Raw genomic sequence first — 18,923 nt, forward strand, 5'->3', positions numbered from 1 at the left:
AGGCGACCTTTTGACAAATATACTTTTCAAAAAGTATATTATTTATCTTTATAAGTACGTTCAATTTTCCTTTTACCGATAAAATAAATTGCGAATCCGCTTAATAGTGCTGTCCCCATTACAACGCTAACATTCACAACAATGAATTCGATAACGGACTTATCGCTAGCTAATGCAAAAGATAAAACACCATTCACTAATACCATCACAATGAACATAACACTTCCAAATTTAACAGCCCCTCGACGCAACTGCTTTATCATTTGGGCGTAACTCTGTTGATCATCCACTTCTGTTTGATTGACACGATACTTGTACAATCTAATTTCTATTGTCATAGCCATACCAAGAAACAATACGATTCCGAATGCCTCAACAATAAAGTTTTGATGCAAGAAAATTTTAGGCCAGATTGAAAGATTCAGTAGTATAATCAATCCCCAAAACAACCAGACACAGTTGCCTGCCAAGACATGTCTTGACTGCTGAATTTCATATTCATCCTTCAGTCGTTCACCATTGAATGTATCCAACAATTCTTGTTTAATACCCATTGTCCTCATCCTTTCTCACTTGTACTTGTTTTCTCAACCATAAAACAAAAATAATCATTGGAATGGACAATAAGAAGAAATTTACGCTTTCTGAACCATACCAATAAGGAGACTTCCCACTGAACAGCGGCGCTAACACATTGGTAACAAGTAATAAGTATCCGTTCCCTAATAACATCCATACGATATACTTGAATGTCAGCTTACGACGTAATTGATGTGCTGCTTCTTCTGTTTCCACATAGAACTTACGCATCGAATTATCGTTCGTCAATGTGACAGTACGTGCTCCTATAACAAATAATAAGATTAGAGCACCAATCGAAAATACAGAAAGTTGTTCAGATTCTAAATCAATCATCCAAGATAGTGGTGTCAGTGCAAACAAGCCAATCACACCGATAATACTCACCAATGCCAATGTTTCATCAATTTTACTTTGCTGATATTCATCAGGCTCTTTAATCCCTACAAATCGTTTATACATACGCATATTAATCTCCCTCCCAAAATAAATCATTGAGTGTAACACCTAATGTCTGCGCAATACGAATACATAAATTAAGTGTTGGATTATATTTGTCATTCTCTATCATATTAATCGTTTGACGCGAAACGCCCACGCGCCGTGCAAGTTCCAATTGTGATACACCTTTTACTACACGGTATACTTTTACTTTGTTTACTGGTATTGTCATCGCAGCCTCCCAATCTAACGACAAACTGTCGCCATATCAAATACATAATTACTATCATCCCTTATGTCAAATATACACGACATACCCCTAACGTGTCAAATATACATGACATGTCACATCGCAAAAAAGAGCAAGTCAAACGATACTGTTTGCAAACTTGCTCTTTTGAATGCTTATTAATATTTATACGGGTCGTCTTGTGGTTTGCGCTCTTGTGTCTCCAATGCATCCAAATCCGTCAGATGTGAATCATCTTGTACAGGTGTGTCATCTTCTGTTGGGACATCCTGAGACATTGTCGACTGTCCCTGTTGATTATTCCCTTGTACTGAATGTGACGTATATTTTGGTGATGGCCCATATTTATTTGCCATTTCTTTACTATCTAATAGAGTGATAATAAATATGATAATTTGTATGATTAAAATGACAATACCTAAAATGCCCGATGCAATCAACCAACCTGATGATGCATCATTGAATACAGGTGCTGTTTCATTAAACTGATCTGTTGACATCAACTCACCTGATTGCCAGATACCAATGAAATAAACAATATTATAAATAAACGATAATACAAATGAAAAAACCGGCAAGAACATCGTCATGTTTCGATCATGAAAACGGCGTACAAGTAATGCCAAGTTTGGAATAACAGTCGCTAAACCATATAACCCTATTAAAATCCATAAAATGATTGCGATAAATGGGCCGACTAGAGGGATAAAAATAAACATGATTGATATCAATGTAGCTGAAAGTGAAATGATCGTATGCCATAGTACCACCCACCAATATTCACTACGTCGACTACGCCCTTTAAAGTTCACATAGTTGATCCAAAACAGTTTGAATGCCTCTACAAAACCTACTTGTGGATATTCATACATATGCTATTTCCTCCTTTATAACGAGTACAGTTCAAATTCTATCATATTTCTTCTTATTAAAACTATAATCAATGAGAATCTTTACATTGGCAAATATTGACCTTTTCGATACAATGTTAACGTTATGAAAGGAGATAGCTATGGATTTTATTACATGGAAAACAACAGACATCGCCAAGTCATTACTCGGAGCGAAACTAATCTATGAAGCACCTGAACACACCTACTCAGGCTATATCGTTGAAACTGAAGCTTATCTTGGTACAATGGATCAAGCAGCACATAGTTATCGCGGCAAACATACACCACGGGTTAACTCTCTTTATTGCGAAGGGGGAACCATTTACGCTCATATGATGCATCGATATTTGCTTATCAATGTTGTGACACAACCGGAAGGCATTCCAGAAGGCGTCTTAATTCGTGCTATAGAACCTAATGAAGGTTTAGACGCCATGGTTCGCAATCGTGGTAAAGCCGGTTATGACGTAACCAATGGTCCGGGTAAGCTTACTATCGCTATGGATATCCCAAGAACCATTGATGGTACACGCCTTAATGAAGGACGACTGAAAATTGATACGCTACATCGTAAATATCCAAGGGCGATTGTCTCTAGTCCACGTATTGGCATTCCAAATAAAGGTAAATGGACGGAAGCACCTTTGCGTTTCACAGTCAAAGGCAACCCTTTCGTTTCACATATGCGCGTGCGTGATTGTCAACACCCCGACGAAACATGGTGCTAACTTAAACCCCATGAAGGTCTTTTAGCCTCCATGGGGTTTCAATTAATCTTCTAAAGTTATCGTACCTTCACGATTCTTAATGTTGATAACTGAATCTGTTGTGATATCACGTTGCTCAATTTGCACATAATTCTTTAAGTCTTCCATATCAATAAATCCATTACTATTATCTGTTTTAAGACTAACATTTTGAAGCGGTTGAGCAAATGAGACATCGATGGTACCTAAGTGATTATCTAACATCATCGGAATATCAGCAGGCACGTCTTCAAAAGTTGCGCCTCCTTTACGAACAGTCATTGCGACCTGACTAAATTGTGTTTTTTCGACATCGAATGCGCCATATCGCATACTACCTTCCAATGAACCAATATGAGCCCCTTCCATATCTAAAGCACCTTTTTCCATTTTGATTATCATATCTTTGACCTTAACATCATGAACATCTACACTACTCCAGTTGCTATTAATATTAAGGCGAGAAAGCTCAGACTTAGGCACAGTCAATGTATATCGAACATTCTTTTTATAATAGAACGGATTCACATTAATCACTGTTTGTTCATTCTCTCTTCCTTCTAATTGAAGCTTTAAAGTATCACCTTGTGTTGTGATTTTAGGTTGTTCGGCGTTACCCTTTCCTTCTAATTTAAATGTGTCTCCTACAACCACATTTAGCTGTGCTTTTTTCAGACTAAGTTCAATGTTTTTGATACGATTTGCATCAAACGTCTGAGAAATTTTGATTTCTTGTTTTTGATATTTGTTGTCTATCTTTGAGTAATAGAAAGCGCCTGTCATACCGACTAATGCAAAGACAAGTCCTGCAACTAATATGATAATATTGATTTTTTTCATACATTTGCACTCCTTTTAATCAATTGAACATTGAATTTTAGGTATTTTACTAACAAGATAAAAGTCCATTTTGTCAGATAAAAACATATGACATACAGTACAAGTCCTAACCCGAAATATCCAAATGCCGCATACCAATCAGGCGTAACCAATTGAATATTGTCATAGAAGAAATGTACCCACAACAACAATAACGGGGCACCGATCATCACAATACTTGAAATGGCAAGACCAAATAATATACCCAATACGATGAAGACAGGACCTAAAACAAGCATGATATTGAGAAAACTTAAAGCCACCACAGCGAAAATCGCCGCTAGCAAATTACGAAAGCTTTTTGTTTCTTCCGCTTGATTAACTGCCGAATCAGCTACAAGCTCTTTAGCAATGATTTTAGGGTCTCCAAGTGTCTCAATAATTTCCGATTCTGTTTTACCATCCCTTAAGCCTTCGATAAAATGATTATCATACTCCGCTACGATATCTTGTTTCTCTTGTTCTGGTATATATTTCAAGTGGTAGTATAGCGTATTTAAGTAATCTTTCTTCGTCACTGTGCCTCACTCTCCTTAATAAATATTGATACAATGTCCGAAAATTGTTCCCACTGTTGACGCAATTCTTTTAAGCGCTCATTTCCAACCTCAGTCATTTGATAATACTTACGTGCCGGTCCTTCATTCGACGGTTGGTAATACGTAGATAGGCTTCCTTCTTTGACAAGTCTTCTCAAAATAGGATATACCGTTCCCTCTGCTATGGTCATGTGTCTTGAAATATTCTGCACTAATGAATAACCATATTGTGCTTCACGCTTAATAATAAGCAACACAATCATTTCTAAAGCACCTTTTTTAAATTGTACATTCATATCTTCACCTCAGTATACATGGATTAGTACTAAATAATATATAGTAGTTGATTCGTTTATAGTATATCACCGAGTACTAAACATTACAAGGTACTATACTATAATTTTTTATATTTCTATCCATAAAACTTTCTAGTCATTATCTATATATAAATTTTGAACAAGCGTTTCATCTTCCGTATCGATTAACAATTGATAATAACTACGATTCAATAACGAATTATTAGAATGCGTACAACTAAAATGATTGAGCTGATCCACACATATATCCCCTGTAGCCACTGTCTGACCGAGTGAATCCATAAGAATATATGTTGGAATGGGCGCCCCTTCGATATCTGTAATTTTCAATTGTACCTCTAGTCTTTCACTGTTCACATTGTAATCAGTCGCGACATCATAACTTACAATACGATCATTCGCACGTTCAACAATATAGAGCGTATTCAGTTGTCTTTTTAGCTGTTCGCTCATATCATCATGTTTTACAATCATTATTAGTGTATTCTCTGACTCAGATATGTACTGTGTGAGATCATGCACACCAGTTAAACATTTAGATATCATTACTGCCCTATTATTTATTAATAATGTTCCAGATACATCTAATTGACGCATATCAATCAGATAATCTTTACTTCCATCATAATCAGTTATCTCAAAATTTTTCGTATAAAAGATGGATTGTGATAGCTGATCATAATCGCAATCCCATCCATCTCTCAGCATTGTAATCGCATGTCGATACATGATGGACGGTGCCACCTTATACTCTTCATAGCTACTAAAAGGGAGCGCATATTCTACACACGTCATTCTTTTATTAAATCGATTTATTTCTTCTTTAATATTTTTTGTAAACATCAAATTATCTCCTGCTCTATAATTTATTTTTTTACTTTAGAAATTTAGCACATATCAATTAAAAGACATATTCAATTATCATGAAAAAACATGTTAAAATGTTTCCATATTATGAACATTTTAGGATGAAAAACATTATGCAATTGTTATGGAAAAAATTTAAAAAGCGTTATATAGAAGCAAATATTGATGAATGTGGTATAGAGATTGGCTCTCCTCACACAGGTTATCAATATAAAGTAACGAAATCCGCCGTACTCCATGTTGTGATGTCTGGTAGTGGGACTTTTTCGTACAATGGTGAAAGTTATCATTTACAAACAGGTGACCTTTTCTTACTGCAACGTGGTATGGAAGTTAGCTATCAATCCTCATTAGACGACCCATGGATATACTATTGGGTTGGATTCAGCGGACACGTCGCCAACGATTATTTACAGCGCACACAACTTATCGATGTCCCAGTTGTACAAAATACTGATACACACGCTGTCTCACAACTCGTTGAACAGATGTGCATCACCGCTCAAAACTATAACCTTAAAAATGCTGATGACATTCAACATATGCGTGATTTATACCACTTATTATTTGCGCTATGTCAGGTTGCACCTAAGTATTTCCAACCACGGGAGAATGAAAGCTATTCAAATATCAGAGAGGCGCTTCGTTTTATGAATCGAAACTATATGCAGCCAATTACAATTGAACAAGTTGCTCGCCATGTCAATATGAGTAGAAACTATCTGTATAAGCTGTTCAAACAAAATATTGATCAATCACCACAGAGTTATTTGATACAATTGCGCATGTTTCAAGCAGCAAAACTACTCAAAGAAACCTCTTTACAAAGCCAAGAAATCTCTGCTTGTGTGGGCTACAAAGATCCCTTGATGTTTTCAAAAGCTTTCAAGAAATTCTTTGGTGATAGCCCTACAACATATCGTCGTAAAAATGAAGTTGTCAGAGATGCACTTAGGGATTGAGCCACATTACATCATCACTTTTTAACAAATCTCAAGCATGGATAGAAAATACTACCTAAAGTAAGCAAATGTTATAAAAAGCAATAGTTGACTGGATTGGAAATGGCTTTTCTGAGCTTTTTCAATCCTATTCAGGCTTGTTGTGGTGAAACATAGAAGTCTTTTTAGAAACATGAGCTCCCTATTCTCCAGTCTAATCTCATTCAACTTAATGTATCTATCATTGTTTCTCCTTTCCCTATGTATAACATTTATATTTCAAAACACATATGTGTTAATAATGATATTTTGTGTAAAAAGTATAAATTTCGATCAATAAATAACATACTAGCAAAAAATCTTCATTACAATATAGAATTTTTTATAAATAAAAAGTATAATTATATAATGTGGGCGTATAAAACTTTTCTCAATCAATTAATAAGGGGGAACAAAATATGATTGAACTTAGTAGTATTACAACATTATTCCTTGCATGTCTCCTACTCATTATCGGACAAGCAATTATCAATAAGGTCGAAATTTTCAATCGTTTAAGTATTCCAGCACCTGTAATCGGTGGCTTAATTTTTGCAATTATCTCAGCCATTTTAGCCTCAACAGGTGTCGTAACGATTAAATTAGATGGTAAATTTTTCCAAAACTTTTTCATGTTAGCATTCTTCACAACAATCGGGCTTGGCGCATCTTTCAAATTATTAAAAATGGGTGGCAAAATTTTAATCATTTATTGGTTACTCTGTGGTGTTTTAGCGACATTCCAAAACGTGATTGGTGTCTCCGTAGCCAAACTTCTACACATTGATCCATTGCTCGGCTTGACAGCTGGCGCTATGTCCATGGAAGGTGGACATGGTAATGCAGCTGCGTATGGACAAACTATCCAAGACTATGGTGTGGATTCAGCTGTTGCAGCCGCACTTGCTGCAGCAACATTAGGACTCGTAGCTGGTGGTCTATTAGGGGGACCTATCGTGCGCTACCTTATTAAACGCTATGATTTAGCACCTAACAATACTGATATGATGCAAAAAGACTATTCTGAAGTAGACTTAAACAAGCGTCTTCATAAACATTTCACACTTAATGAAGTCTTCTTTATTCAAATGGCAATCATCCTATTTTGTATGGCAGTAGGAACTTATCTTGGGGAACAATTCAGCTCAGCAACAGGCTTTAACATTCCGCTTTACGTTGCCTCAATGTTTGTAGCTGTAATTATTCGTAACATATCAGAATTACTGAATTTAAATATTATTGATTTAAAATTAACAAATGAAATTGGCGATATTTCATTAAGCGTCTTCCTATCTATCGCATTAATGAGTATCGAATTAACAGAAATTTACAATCTTGCTTTACCTCTCGTTATTATCGTCTTATTCCAAATTGTGTTTGTATCGCTCTTCTCAATATTTGTAGTCTTCCGCTTACTCGGCAAAGACTATGATGCTGCAGTTATGATTGGTGGCTTTATCGGTCATGGACTCGGGGCTACACCAAATGCAATGGCGAACTTAGATGCTATAACGAAAAAATTTGGTGACTCACCACGTGCATATTTAGTTGTGCCAATAGTAGGTGCCTTCCTTGTTGACCTACTTGGTGTGCCGATCATTACAACATTTATAGAAATTTTCAGACCATAATACAGAAAAACACGGTACCGTAACCATATGCGTACCGTGTTTTTGTACTCTTTTTAGTTTGTTATCTAATCTGCCAACCATAGGGATCTTCTAGCTGAGACCAATTTGCCTCTATTTCTGTCTCATTCACTAAACATGCATCTAATTCGCGTGTCATCGCTTCTTCATCCAAATCTATGCCAATCACCACAAGTTGTGTTTGACGATCTCCATGCTCTGGATCCCAATCTTCGCGTACATCCTCACGTGCTTGAAGAATCGCCGCACGTTCTGCTTTAGGCATTGTCGCTATCCAATAAGTAGCAGGATGAATAGCAACTACACTCCCTGCTTGAGACACCAGACACGCCACCTCATTATACTGTGCAAGCCAAGCAATCCCTTTGGCACGTACAATACTTTGTGGCATATTTTCTAGCCAGTCATTGAAACGTTGCGCATGAAAAGGGCGTCGACGTTTATAGACAAACGCCGAAAAGCCATATTCTTCTGTTTCTGGCGTATGTGTCACATGGCCACCTGCCTCTAACTCTTGTAACCACCCCGCAGATTGACTAGCTTGTTCAAAATTAAATAAGCCTGTATTTAATACCTCATTCAAGTCAACCTGTCCTTGATGCGCTCTGATTATTTTGGCAGAGGGTTGTAGCTTTCTTAACATCGCTTCTAATCGATTCATTTCATCTTCAGTAACCAAATCCACTTTATTTAACACTAGCACATCACAAAATTCAATTTGCTCAATTAACAAGTCTGCAATCGTACGTTCGTCTTCATCGCTCACACCTTGGTTTCTATCTACTAATAACTCTTCTGAGCAATAATCTCTCATAAATCGATGCGCATCTACTACCGTAACCATTGTATCCAGCCGACATAATTCAGTTAGATCAATACCAATCTCTTCATCAATATAGGAGAAAGTCTGTGCAACTGGAACAGGTTCTGAAATTCCCGTCGATTCAATAACAATTTGATCAATACCACCACGTTCAGCAATCGCTTTTACTTCTCGTAGTAAGTCTTCACGCAACGTACAGCAAATACAGCCATTAGATAACTCTACTAACTTTTCATCTGTATGTGACAGACCCCCACCCTCTGCAATAAGGTCTTTATCGATATTCACTTCACTCATATCATTCACAATCACTGCAATCCGGCGCCCTTCACGATGATTCAATATATGATTCAATAGCGTCGTTTTTCCTGAACCTAAATAGCCACTGAGCACAGTAACTGGTATCTTATTCGTCATATAAAATTCCTCGCTTTTCTCAAATCGTAACAATTACGTTTTAAAGTATATAATACCCTTAGGTCATGTCGCAACATTTTATGCTATATTAGAAAGAGATTGACTTGCGAGGAGTGATGACAATGCTTAGCTACCCTTTTAGTGATCATACTATAGTAGACAATGCTTGGATTGACCGAAATGGGCATATGAATGATGCTGCTTACGCACGTGTTTTTAGTCTAGCAATCGATCATTTTCATGACCAGATTGGATTGACAACTGCAGAACGTGAGGTGCGCAATTATACCGTCTTCACACTAGAGACTCATATCACGTATTTGCAGGAAATTGAACGTGGACATACAATCAGTATCAAAGTCCGTATTTATGATTATGATGCCAAGCGTACACATTTTTTTATGGAATTATTCGATACAAAAACAAACACATTGTGCGCCACTGGTGAAACAATGATGATGGGCATTGACCGCAATACACGCCGTTCTGCCCCCTATCCAGATGATATTTATAGACAACTCGCACATTACTTTACATCACAAGGTCAACAACAATGGCCAGAACAACTCGGTCATCGCATGAGCATACCTCAAAAATAACAACACACAAAACACCGTATTTAACGGACATACTTCCCATCTATACGGTGTTTGATTATTATTTGTGATAATACGTATCAATCGTCTTTTGAATATATGCTTGTGCTTGTTCAAATTGCTGGAACTCGGTCGTATCCAAAGAAATATTGTATACTTGACCAATACCTTGTCGTGTAACCAATGTTGGCAGACTAATTGCCAAACGTCCATCTGTAGTAAGCGATGTAAGTGGTAAAATGGATTTTTCATTCAACACAAGACTTTTCACTAATTCGACTGTCGTCTTTGCTATTGCAACATTCGTCCACCCTTTGTCTCGGAACACATCAAAGGATACTTTGTCAATTTGTTGCGTAATCACTTTACGGTCAATTTGTGGCTTCCCTGACAATACTTCAAACTCATCCAACAGCATACCAGCAATTGTTACCTTACTCCATACAGGTACCGCATGTTGTCCATGTTCTCCAATTACAAAAGCTTCTACACTTTTCGGATCAATATCATAATGGTTCGCAATCAGTGTTCTGAAACGTGCGCTTTCCAGTAACGTTCCAGTCCCCATAATTTTCTCATTCGGATAATCATTCACTTGTGTTGCTACATACGTCATCGTGTCCACTGGATTCGATACAATAACGATAAGTGGTTGTTGAGTCACTGCGTTAATACGATTCATCACATCTGTCACGACTTCCACATTTCCTTTTGTTAATGCCGTTCGATCAGGTAAATTAGGATCTGTCGCAATACTCGCTGTCACTACAACTACATCCGCATCGACTAAATCTTGATAATCACCACAATTGATGCGAATATGACTTGTCGCTTTCAAGCCCTGTGCATGTTGATGATCCAAAATTTCCCCTCTTGCTAATGCTTCATTCGTATCGATGACCACAATATCTGAAAAAAGATTCAAATATTGAATATCTGTCAAAATCTGACTTCCTACTTTACCAACACCTATTAAACCTAGTTTCATCATTGTCATCTCCCCATCTATTATATTTAAGAAAATTCTAAAAATTATCTTTGTACGTTCATCTTATCTATTAAGCTATATCAAGTACAAGACTTTTATAAAATGATTCAAAAACGCTATCCAAAGTAAGAAAATGTTGTAAAAAACAGTAGCTGACCGGAGTGAAAATACGCTTTCCCAAGTTTTTTCACCCCTGATCAGCCTTGCCGGGGTGGAACAACAGAATCTTTTTAGAAAACTGAGATTCCTGCCCCACTCCCAATCGTTTTTTTGGTTATATTATGCATCTGTTGCCCCACGTGCAATCATATCCTGCTTTGTGACAACCGGATAATTTTTGAAAACCATTGAACCTAATACACCAGCAATCAAGCCAATCACCGCCATTGCAACACCATATAATACAACTGTTAACCAATCATTAAAGCCGAACATTACGAGAAACCCTGCAATTGGTGTTGCTGTGCCTGTCGCATCATTAATTAATCCAGATAGTGCGATAACTAGACCTGCTGCCGCACCACCAACAAAGTTCGTTAAATACACAGGAATCGGGTTCGCTGATACAATATCTGCCTGTGATAATGGCTCAATACTCACTGAGATCGTTGCTTTGCGATCACCAAGACGTAAACGATGGAACAATGCGCCATTCATAAACGCTGAGCTAAAGGCTGCCATTGCACCAATTGCCATAGGAACACCGGTTAGTCCAAGCAATGCAGTCAGTGCCATTGAACTTAATGGGGCTGTACCTACTACTGTAATGATACCGCCTAATATAATTCCCATGAAAATTGGATTTGCATCTGTAGAACTTTGGATAATATCACCAATTTTTAATAGTGTGTTATTAACCACTGGCGTTAAACCTGCTGCAATTAAACGGGCAAGTGGTGCAACGACGATCACTGCACCTATTAAATCCACACCATCTGGCACATATTTTTCCGTATATTTCATTAAATAACCAATAATATAACCCGCAAAAAAGCCAGGTAATAAATCCATACCACCACAAGCTGCTGCGATAACTAATGCATAGACCGGTGACACACCAATCGCAAGTGCTGTTAATCCAGCAGCTGCCACACCGCCTAGGCCACCTGCAGCATCACCAAGCTCACCTAAAAACTTAATGCCTAATACTTCACCGCCAACGTATTTGTTAAATGCTTCCACTAAAAACGTCGCAATTGCTGCATTTGCTAATGCCCCCATCGCACGCATACCATTCGGCGCTTTGTAAGTAAATAATGTGAAAATAACGAGGACTAAAATCAAAAATAGTGTACCAACCAATAAATCCATGGAACCTCTCCTTTTAGTAATCAACTGAGATTGCAGTCTATTCCCTACATAACCTGTATATCAAGACGACTTCGCAACCATCAACTAAAGTGAAAATATCCTTTGACAATCTTTTCACTGTTTATTCCCTTACTTCAAAATTCAAAATTATATATAACAAGTATTCTACTAAAAACATTAATTGATTGCACGGTATTTTTTTTGATTTTTTAATATAAGCGTAAAAAAAAGAGAGTCCAGTTTTTACCTGTCAACTCTCAAATAATCATTCATTTCAAAATTAAATGATACCTTCTTTTTCTTTGATAGTATGTGTGAGGTACATGGTTCCCATCCAACGCTTTATATAGATACCAATGTTTATGCATAGTTCATTGCTAATAATGTGTCATTAAAATTTAATACTTCATCCTTATCTCCTTGAATCATATGAACCTCTGAATCTATACGATTGATAAACCTCTCTTTAAATCAATTCAACGCATCAATTGACACTTTTTTTATGTGATTTTCTAGACCCATTAGTGGCGCAATAGCTATCACTTTACCTATCTTAATATTTAAGTGCTCGGATATGAGTAAAGATAAAGTAGCACCAAAACTTCCTCCATTAAAATAATTATGAGCGCCACTATAAAGCATTACTCTCCTTCTTATTTTTAGCTAAAATATATTTAAAGAAGCATGGAAAAGCTAAAGAATTACATATAAAAAAGGAAGCACAAATAATCAAAGCATAGTTAATATTTAAATTGTATATATATCCTCCCATGACTCCTCCTAGTGCATCTCCTACAAAAAAAGCTGACTGAGAAAGACCGAATAAAAAGCCTAAATATTCCTTGGGGTAAATTTCTAACTCCATCAGTTCTTGCATGATAACAGAGCCTGTTTGGAGTATCGCTCTTAAAATCAAAATTGCAAGTACAATAAAAACCACGTATGATTTTATAAAAAGTAAAATAACCACACCTGTCATCAATTCACATATTAAGAAAATCCAATGCTTATGTTTGTTTACGCTTTGTTTACCAAATAAGGGGGTTACTATTATCCCTGTCAAACTTGTTACGGTCATAAAAATACCAATTAAAGATACAGATACACCTTGATTTTTTAAAATGATTGGAATAAAAGGATTAATTAAACTAACCGATAATCCTGCAACCATTCCAAATACAATAATTCCAACAATAAGTGATTTATATTTATTAGCAGGTCTATTTTGGGAATTTGACTTCTTATCAATACTTTCATTATTCACTTTAGGAAAATTGGGAATAAGTAATATTGATAAAAAACATAACGCTGCTGAAAATACTAATACACTTAATAATGGAGAATTAAAAAAATATGCAAAAACTACAATAAGGAGCCCCGAAACAGCTGTCCCAATTGTCCTACCTACATTAGAGCCCATCTCTTTAACAGCCACAATCGCGGGTCTATCTTCTTCTGTTCCAATAGATAATATCCAATAGCGCATTGAAATAATAACTAATGACGCGCCTAATCCCGCAATGAATCCCGAAGTACCCGCTATTAACATAGATTGCGTAAAGATCCTTAAAAACATACCTACTGAGTAAACCATAACACCTAATTTTAATGCAAAACCCGGTGATACAATATCTCCTATCTTACCAGTAAAAAAAGAAAACGTACCTGCTATAGCCATCATCGTATACGAAACACCAAATAAAACAAGCGAATTATTCTCATCAAACCATAGTGCATGCACCGTCTTAGAAATATACATGGATACATAGAAAAACACACTGAATATCAAAAAAGTTCTAGCGGATTTATATTTATTCAATGCTTTAAAAATTTTAATAACCCCTTTCTAGCTTTGGAAAATACCTCTATTAGCTTTTCACCTATACATTACTGAGAAATTAATATGTTTAACTTTTGACTTTTTAATCAACTTCATAAAAATCTACCCTTTTTTGAAGTTATTATACCAACCAGATTTTTAATAATCAATATTTTCAAAATATTTTAATTCGTTTATTTTGAACACTTGAATAATAGAAATATATTTTCTTCTGTTTTATCATTATGTATTTTTAACCTTCCACTACTCATCTTTCTATAAGATGTCGCTCCGTATTCTTTACATTGTAAATCTATAATCAGCATTTCTACCTGCTATGATTTCTACCACTGATGAATCCCAATTACTTGCTCCTCACATCACTAGCATCATTTACTATCTAGAATTCGGATAGTATTAAACTTTGTCGTATCGTCCATTCTATATATATTTCTATTCGTCAGTGCGAGTATTTGCGTCTGACTTCCTTCGTCTCCCACTTTACAATGGACACCCTTTCCATTCGCTAATAGTCCCTACTACCAATCGTATAACGAACTTTTATCGTCAAATGATTCCCCATGCCGAGCGCATAAATAATAGAGCCGCAACAGCATGTACACTGTTGTCAGCTCTATATTAGCACTATTGATCAATCGTTTTACGAATTTGTTTCAATACTTTATGTGATTCAACAATTGGATAAATCGGAAATGCCGTCACCATATCTTTGTATGTATAAAAATGCAACGGCTGTTGTTCTGCATCGAAATAATTGCTCAATTCGCACATATCGGGATAGAAGATTTCACTCGTTCCACCAAACATGTACACAGGTGGTAAGCCGCGAACACTCCCGTACATTGGCGAAATACGTGGGTCTTTGCGTTCTAAATCATCTGCCCACACTTTGGCAATTTGTTGTAACGTGAAGATATTTTGAATCGGATCTTGTTTTTGTACTTGTTCTGTAATGTCTGGATTAGAAAGTGATAAATCTAACCATGGCGAAATCAAATATAATTTCCCAGGTAATGGCAACTCATCTTGTTTTAGTAAATTTTGAACAAAACTTAATACCATATTACCGCCTGATGCATCGCCCATTAAAACGATATTTTCTGGCTCTGTTTCTTTTAACAGACGACGGTATGCTTCTTCAATAGCTGCATGTGTATCACGATACGTATGTGCGGGTGCTTTCGGATAGATTGGCATAACTACTTCATGTAACGTCTCATATGCTAATTTGTCCATAAAACGCCAATGGAATGCAGATGGTTGCAAGACAAACGTCCCGCCGTAAATATATAAAATTTTATTCTTGATATGATGACCGAAGTTAAAACGAAATACTTGCATCTCATCGAACATGTCTTTAACAAGATTTGACTTAACATTAATTTGATCTGGTTGTTTATGCTTTTCTTCGTTCAGTACACGACGTTTATCTAAAAAAGCTTGTATTTCTGGCTCTGTCTTAAACTTCATATGTCGTTGATGAGACAAGTAACGCCCCATTAACTTACTCATAATATTTCGTTTCAATACGATCCCTCACTTTTTAACTTTTTAACATAAATCTATTATAATGACACAATGTTATAATTGAAAGATTTTATCGTTTTAGAATACAGCACAGACTTCTCATTTCTCTAACAAGATTCCTCCCCACTTCGAATAACGTTTTCTGTTAATACCTACACCTCTTATTATTGAATATTTCTAACATACATACTTTAAAAGATAAACATCTTATAATATAATGAACAATTAAGTTAAACTCTCATATAAACAGAAAAGAGGCACTTTATGAATCAACCTACTCAGCAAGAAACACATATGGTCTACCGTCAAATAAAAAAACGTCGTTCTTGGGTAAGCCTTATTTTAACACTTATTGCAATGGTCATGACAATTATGGCTGCATACGGCATGTATCATGAGCCTTTGTTTAGTTCTAATTTTTTGAATCAAGAAGTGAACTATCATCAGTTTCAACAATTCACACAACAATTGCGTAGCCAGACCTTCGTCGACTTATCTGATTTCGAACAGTCATTAACACGTTTGTTATGGGTGATTAATACCTTTTTTATATTGTGCATTGTTAATGTGATTTTAGCGATATTAACACTTGTCTTTAATCGAACATTACTCAAAGTACTCAATTTTCTTGTATCGTTAGGTATTTTCTTCATACCGGTTGGACTGCTATTAATTATTCGTGATATAGCAACACAATTATCTGATGCATTAGCACCTCTTCAATCACTAGTAGGTACAATTGAGACGACATCTTTACTTGCAGAATCTAACGCTGTTCATAATGCTATCATTTTTACAGGTATTGCAACATTTCTATACTTCATCAGTCTATTCTTCCGCAATCGCAAAGTCAAAAATATTTATAGCATATCGGGCTCAAAACAGAGAAAAACACAACAGATTCTGGCAAAATAGATTAGAATTTGAGCAAAATTAAATACTGTTGTTAATAGCTGACTAGAGGTGTGGACATATTTAAACAACGTTTCACACTTCTAGCCAACCTTGCAAATCACTAAAAAATCTTAATGACGCACAAAATTCTCTATCATGCTCCCAAATTTTTAAATAAAGTTTTCTCTTAACGTCCCTCTCCTACTGGTATAGACCACATCTCTTTATGTTCAGCCATATCCCAAAACATGTATTCATAGTAACTTGTTCGGACAACGATATCCTCCAATGCCTGTAACTCTACTTCATTTTTACCTGCTGTTACAGTATTCATCATCTCAATAAGCTGATTCGTCAATGCACTAAATTCATCAGAACTATACATTCGCACCCATTCTCCATAAAATAGATGTGCAGCCGCTCCCTCTATTTCATTTAAAGCACGTCCAATAAAATTATAACTCCAAGTACAAGTGAGTACAGCTGCAACGACATATTCGATACCACCACGTTGCGCATGATCTAACATATAACTTGTGTAGCTTGTCGTTGTACTTGCCGGTTCTGTCATTGTTAGCTCTTGCTCAGAAATGCCGAACTGAGCCGCGTAATCTCTATGCAATTGCATCTCAGTCTGTAATGTTTCATGAACAAGTGTGCCAAATAATCCCATTGTCTCAAGGTCGTGTGCTTTCACAACTCCTAATGCAAATAACCGTGTGTAATCAATCAAATACAAATAGTCTTGCTTCATCCAATGTTTAAATTTATCTTTATCTAGCGTACCATCACCAATACCTTGAACAAACGGATGTTCCAAATAACTTTGCCATATCGGCTCGACACGTCGAAACAATCTTTCAGAAAATGTCATCATGATTCCCATTCCCTTCTTTGTATATATCACTGCAAACATCTCAAAGATAACGACAAATTGCAAGTGACAGCAAAAAATCGCCAACTACCCACTTAATAAGATTGGTAGTTAACGATTTTTAAGTTCTTCGCTGCTTCATCACCTTGTAACAAATAATGTGCCTGAATGGTTTGACCATCCTCTGTTTCAGTTTGAACAAGGACTGAATAGAAGTCATTTGTTCGATCAACATTAGTCACTTGTGATGTTTGATATTGCGTTGCTTCCTGTTTCTTAACATCCGTTATCATCGTTTTATAAAACTCTGTGTCTTTCAACAAATAAGATTCAATCGCCGACATATTATGTGATTGATAAGCTTCATTTAATGCAGATGTATACTTTTTAACAAACTCACTAATTTTTTTAGTAAGATTTTGCTTTTGCTCTTCTTGATATTTTTCAATGGCTTGCTGATTAAATGACACAGTTACTTCATTTGTTTCAGTCACATCAGATTGTGAAATTTTCTTTTCTTCTGCTTGGAATGTTTTGCCTTGCAATGTACCTTCCGCTGATATTGTCAAATCTTTGTTAAGAGGAAATGGGCCATAAATCTTACTATCTGCTACATCAAATTTTTCACCATTAATTATCACTTTCACAGAATCTTGACTTAGCTGACTACTATTTTTTAAATCCACTTTGACACGTGCTTCTTTAAAAGCTTCTGTTACTTTAACGCTATCATGCTCTGTTGAACCAGTATTAAATTTCAATTGCCCTTCATATGTCCCACGTGAAGTCGTTTTTGTCGCATCTATTGTATAATCACCAGGAATGAATTGACCTAACGTCATCATTTCCCCCTTACTTCCGACAATTTTCTTCTTATTACCATCAGAAGAAAATTCATATGTTGCATCTGTATCAAGTTTGAGGACTGCATTTTTAGTTGGTGCTTGAAACCCTAAGTTATCAAAAATGAAATAACGTCGTCCATTTTTACTGATACGTAGAATTGTTTGATTATCAGCTGTTTTAATCTCATAAGCAACTGGCGAATCTTCATTTAACTTCTCAACATGTGTGTAAACTTCTTTTTTTAATACTTTAAAACCCATTTCATTCTTAATAAATTGGATATACCGTTCTGCATCTTTGCGTCCTACTTTATTTTGTTTCGTACTAATCAAAGTAGCTACTTTGGAAGCATCATCATTTTGCACTGCATTCACAAAAATTTTAGCCTGTGCTTCCGGAGAGTTAAAATTGCGTAATAATAAAAATAAAATAAGCAACAATACTATAATAAAGCTAACAATGATGACAGGTACCCATTTTTTTAAGACGTTCATGGAAGCCGCTGATGTCTCATCTTGTAAATCTGTATTTTTTTGAGACGACATTCTTTTGTGAGACGGATCCACAGAATAATGCACTTGCAGACAGCAATTTGAACAATGATTATTTTGTGTTAAATGTTTATGGCAATATGGGCACCGTTTCATAACTTCATCTCCTTTAAGAC

General features: G+C 36.0%; 20 protein-coding genes and 1 pseudogene. 6 read left to right on the forward strand and 15 right to left on the reverse strand.

Annotation, left to right across the window (positions count from 1 at the left end; genetic code table 11):
* Positions 1–38 precede the first annotated feature (38 nt).
* From NXS11_RS04095 to NXS11_RS04110, 4 genes are all read right to left on the reverse strand, one after another.
* Positions 39–554 (reverse strand): hypothetical protein, encoded by a 516-nt coding sequence (locus NXS11_RS04095; protein ID WP_259199182.1) that lies wholly within the window; start codon positions 552–554, stop codon positions 39–41.
* Positions 544–1,047 (reverse strand): hypothetical protein, encoded by a 504-nt coding sequence (locus NXS11_RS04100; RefSeq protein ID WP_259199185.1) that lies wholly within the window; start codon positions 1,045–1,047, stop codon positions 544–546. The genes NXS11_RS04095 and NXS11_RS04100 overlap by 11 nt, the downstream gene beginning before the upstream one ends.
* A gap of 1 nt (position 1,048) precedes the next feature.
* The gene (locus NXS11_RS04105) at positions 1,049–1,252 is read right to left on the reverse strand and encodes a helix-turn-helix transcriptional regulator (protein WP_259199187.1); all 204 of its coding nucleotides are present in this window, start codon (positions 1,250–1,252) and stop codon (positions 1,049–1,051) included.
* Between the two features lie 176 nt (positions 1,253–1,428).
* Positions 1,429–2,142 carry a DUF805 domain-containing protein gene (locus NXS11_RS04110; RefSeq protein WP_259199189.1) on the reverse strand — a complete coding sequence of 238 codons (714 nt, stop codon included), beginning with the start codon at positions 2,140–2,142 and terminating at the stop codon, positions 1,429–1,431.
* 140 nt (positions 2,143–2,282) lie between these two features.
* On the opposite strand from NXS11_RS04110, the gene NXS11_RS04115 reads away from it, so the two are divergent.
* Positions 2,283–2,891: a DNA-3-methyladenine glycosylase gene (locus NXS11_RS04115; RefSeq protein ID WP_259199191.1), complete on the forward strand. Its 609-nt coding sequence runs from the start codon at positions 2,283–2,285 to the stop codon at positions 2,889–2,891.
* Positions 2,892–2,933: 42 nt separating this feature from the next.
* Here the strand turns inward: NXS11_RS04115 and NXS11_RS04120 are convergent, their stop codons facing one another.
* The 4 genes from NXS11_RS04120 to NXS11_RS04135 all read right to left on the reverse strand — a co-directional run bounded on the left by NXS11_RS04120 (position 2,934) and on the right by NXS11_RS04135 (position 5,487).
* Positions 2,934–3,749, reverse strand: a complete 816-nt coding sequence (locus tag NXS11_RS04120; protein ID WP_259199194.1) for a DUF4097 family beta strand repeat-containing protein — start codon at positions 3,747–3,749, stop codon at positions 2,934–2,936.
* On the reverse strand, positions 3,746–4,306 hold the full coding sequence (locus tag NXS11_RS04125) for an HAAS signaling domain-containing protein (RefSeq protein WP_259199196.1): 561 nt from the start codon (positions 4,304–4,306) through the stop codon (positions 3,746–3,748). Before NXS11_RS04125 ends, NXS11_RS04120 begins: the two co-directional genes overlap by 4 nt.
* Positions 4,303–4,623, reverse strand: a complete 321-nt coding sequence (locus tag NXS11_RS04130) for a PadR family transcriptional regulator (RefSeq protein WP_259199197.1) — start codon at positions 4,621–4,623, stop codon at positions 4,303–4,305. The genes NXS11_RS04125 and NXS11_RS04130 overlap by 4 nt, the downstream gene beginning before the upstream one ends.
* A gap of 132 nt (positions 4,624–4,755) precedes the next feature.
* Complete coding sequence (locus tag NXS11_RS04135) at positions 4,756–5,487, reverse strand: hypothetical protein (protein ID WP_259199200.1); 732 nt, start codon at positions 5,485–5,487, stop codon at positions 4,756–4,758.
* A 137-nt stretch (positions 5,488–5,624) separates the two neighbouring features.
* Here NXS11_RS04135 and NXS11_RS04140 point away from each other — a divergent pair, with 137 nt between their 5' ends.
* Positions 5,625–6,473, forward strand: a complete 849-nt coding sequence (locus NXS11_RS04140; RefSeq protein ID WP_259199203.1) for an AraC family transcriptional regulator — start codon at positions 5,625–5,627, stop codon at positions 6,471–6,473.
* Positions 6,474–6,910: 437 nt separating this feature from the next.
* Positions 6,911–8,122 carry a sodium/glutamate symporter gene (gltS, locus tag NXS11_RS04145; RefSeq protein ID WP_259199206.1) on the forward strand — a complete coding sequence of 404 codons (1,212 nt, stop codon included), beginning with the start codon at positions 6,911–6,913 and terminating at the stop codon, positions 8,120–8,122.
* A gap of 61 nt (positions 8,123–8,183) precedes the next feature.
* Here the strand turns inward: gltS and NXS11_RS04150 are convergent, their stop codons facing one another.
* Positions 8,184–9,380: a GTP-binding protein gene (locus NXS11_RS04150; RefSeq protein ID WP_259199208.1), complete on the reverse strand. Its 1,197-nt coding sequence runs from the start codon at positions 9,378–9,380 to the stop codon at positions 8,184–8,186.
* Positions 9,381–9,502: 122 nt separating this feature from the next.
* Here NXS11_RS04150 and NXS11_RS04155 point away from each other — a divergent pair, with 122 nt between their 5' ends.
* Positions 9,503–9,979, forward strand: a complete 477-nt coding sequence (locus NXS11_RS04155) for a thioesterase family protein (RefSeq protein WP_259199212.1) — start codon at positions 9,503–9,505, stop codon at positions 9,977–9,979.
* A 58-nt stretch (positions 9,980–10,037) separates the two neighbouring features.
* On the opposite strand, the gene NXS11_RS04160 is transcribed toward NXS11_RS04155, so the two are convergent.
* Together NXS11_RS04160 and NXS11_RS04165 are read right to left on the reverse strand one after the other, a co-directional pair.
* A complete protein-coding gene (locus NXS11_RS04160) occupies positions 10,038–10,967 on the reverse strand; it encodes a lactate/malate family dehydrogenase (RefSeq protein ID WP_259199214.1) in 930 nt (309 codons plus the stop codon).
* Positions 10,968–11,243: 276 nt separating this feature from the next.
* Positions 11,244–12,194: a PTS sugar transporter subunit IIC gene (locus NXS11_RS04165; protein WP_308445702.1), complete on the reverse strand. Its 951-nt coding sequence runs from the start codon at positions 12,192–12,194 to the stop codon at positions 11,244–11,246.
* On the opposite strand from NXS11_RS04165, the pseudogene NXS11_RS11035 reads away from it, so the two are divergent.
* A pseudogene (locus tag NXS11_RS11035) lies at positions 12,184–12,276 on the forward strand (hypothetical protein); the annotation flags it as partial. The gene NXS11_RS04165 and the pseudogene NXS11_RS11035 sit on opposite strands and share 11 nt — an antisense overlap.
* A gap of 630 nt (positions 12,277–12,906) precedes the next feature.
* On the opposite strand, the gene NXS11_RS04175 reads toward NXS11_RS11035, so the two are convergent.
* Positions 12,907–14,052 (reverse strand): MFS transporter, encoded by a 1,146-nt coding sequence (locus NXS11_RS04175; RefSeq protein WP_373319377.1) that lies wholly within the window; start codon positions 14,050–14,052, stop codon positions 12,907–12,909.
* Between the two features lie 687 nt (positions 14,053–14,739).
* Positions 14,740–15,642 (reverse strand): alpha/beta hydrolase fold domain-containing protein, encoded by a 903-nt coding sequence (locus NXS11_RS04180; RefSeq protein ID WP_259199219.1) that lies wholly within the window; start codon positions 15,640–15,642, stop codon positions 14,740–14,742.
* A gap of 264 nt (positions 15,643–15,906) precedes the next feature.
* Between NXS11_RS04180 and NXS11_RS04185 the strand changes: the two genes are divergently transcribed.
* Complete coding sequence (locus tag NXS11_RS04185) at positions 15,907–16,557, forward strand: hypothetical protein (RefSeq protein ID WP_259199221.1); 651 nt, start codon at positions 15,907–15,909, stop codon at positions 16,555–16,557.
* 166 nt (positions 16,558–16,723) lie between these two features.
* Here NXS11_RS04185 and tenA read toward each other — a convergent pair whose 3' ends face one another.
* Positions 16,724–17,410 (reverse strand): thiaminase II, encoded by a 687-nt coding sequence (gene tenA, locus NXS11_RS04190; RefSeq protein ID WP_259199223.1) that lies wholly within the window; start codon positions 17,408–17,410, stop codon positions 16,724–16,726.
* Between the two features lie 95 nt (positions 17,411–17,505).
* A complete protein-coding gene (gene tcaA, locus NXS11_RS04195) occupies positions 17,506–18,903 on the reverse strand; it encodes a membrane-associated protein TcaA (RefSeq protein ID WP_506005046.1) in 1,398 nt (465 codons plus the stop codon).
* Between the last annotated feature and the right edge of the window lie 20 nt (positions 18,904–18,923).

This window comes from Staphylococcus americanisciuri (assembly GCF_024814435.1).
Taxonomy (GTDB): domain Bacteria; phylum Bacillota; class Bacilli; order Staphylococcales; family Staphylococcaceae; genus Staphylococcus; species Staphylococcus americanisciuri.

What these genes read in the sequence shown, in the direction of transcription:
- NXS11_RS04095 (WP_259199182.1), bottom strand. Translation starts at nt 554, where the DNA reads ATGGGTATTAAACAAGAATTGTTGGATACATTCAATGGTGAACGACTG.
- NXS11_RS04100 (WP_259199185.1), bottom strand. Translation starts at nt 1,047, where the DNA reads ATGCGTATGTATAAACGATTTGTAGGGATTAAAGAGCCTGATGAATAT.
- NXS11_RS04105 (WP_259199187.1), bottom strand. Translation starts at nt 1,252, where the DNA reads ATGACAATACCAGTAAACAAAGTAAAAGTATACCGTGTAGTAAAAGGT.
- NXS11_RS04110 (WP_259199189.1), bottom strand. Translation starts at nt 2,142, where the DNA reads ATGTATGAATATCCACAAGTAGGTTTTGTAGAGGCATTCAAACTGTTT.
- NXS11_RS04115 (WP_259199191.1), top strand. Translation starts at nt 2,283, where the DNA reads ATGGATTTTATTACATGGAAAACAACAGACATCGCCAAGTCATTACTC.
- NXS11_RS04120 (WP_259199194.1), bottom strand. Translation starts at nt 3,749, where the DNA reads ATGAAAAAAATCAATATTATCATATTAGTTGCAGGACTTGTCTTTGCA.
- NXS11_RS04130 (WP_259199197.1), bottom strand. Translation starts at nt 4,623, where the DNA reads ATGAATGTACAATTTAAAAAAGGTGCTTTAGAAATGATTGTGTTGCTT.
- NXS11_RS04135 (WP_259199200.1), bottom strand. Translation starts at nt 5,487, where the DNA reads ATGTTTACAAAAAATATTAAAGAAGAAATAAATCGATTTAATAAAAGA.
- NXS11_RS04140 (WP_259199203.1), top strand. Translation starts at nt 5,625, where the DNA reads ATGCAATTGTTATGGAAAAAATTTAAAAAGCGTTATATAGAAGCAAAT.
- gltS (WP_259199206.1), top strand. Translation starts at nt 6,911, where the DNA reads ATGATTGAACTTAGTAGTATTACAACATTATTCCTTGCATGTCTCCTA.
- NXS11_RS04150 (WP_259199208.1), bottom strand. Translation starts at nt 9,380, where the DNA reads ATGACGAATAAGATACCAGTTACTGTGCTCAGTGGCTATTTAGGTTCA.
- NXS11_RS04155 (WP_259199212.1), top strand. Translation starts at nt 9,503, where the DNA reads ATGCTTAGCTACCCTTTTAGTGATCATACTATAGTAGACAATGCTTGG.
- NXS11_RS04160 (WP_259199214.1), bottom strand. Translation starts at nt 10,967, where the DNA reads ATGATGAAACTAGGTTTAATAGGTGTTGGTAAAGTAGGAAGTCAGATT.
- NXS11_RS04165 (WP_308445702.1), bottom strand. Translation starts at nt 12,194, where the DNA reads ATGCGTGCGATGGGGGCATTAGCAAATGCAGCAATTGCGACGTTTTTA.
- NXS11_RS04185 (WP_259199221.1), top strand. Translation starts at nt 15,907, where the DNA reads ATGAATCAACCTACTCAGCAAGAAACACATATGGTCTACCGTCAAATA.
- tenA (WP_259199223.1), bottom strand. Translation starts at nt 17,410, where the DNA reads ATGACATTTTCTGAAAGATTGTTTCGACGTGTCGAGCCGATATGGCAA.
- tcaA (WP_506005046.1), bottom strand. Translation starts at nt 18,903, where the DNA reads ATGAAACGGTGCCCATATTGCCATAAACATTTAACACAAAATAATCAT.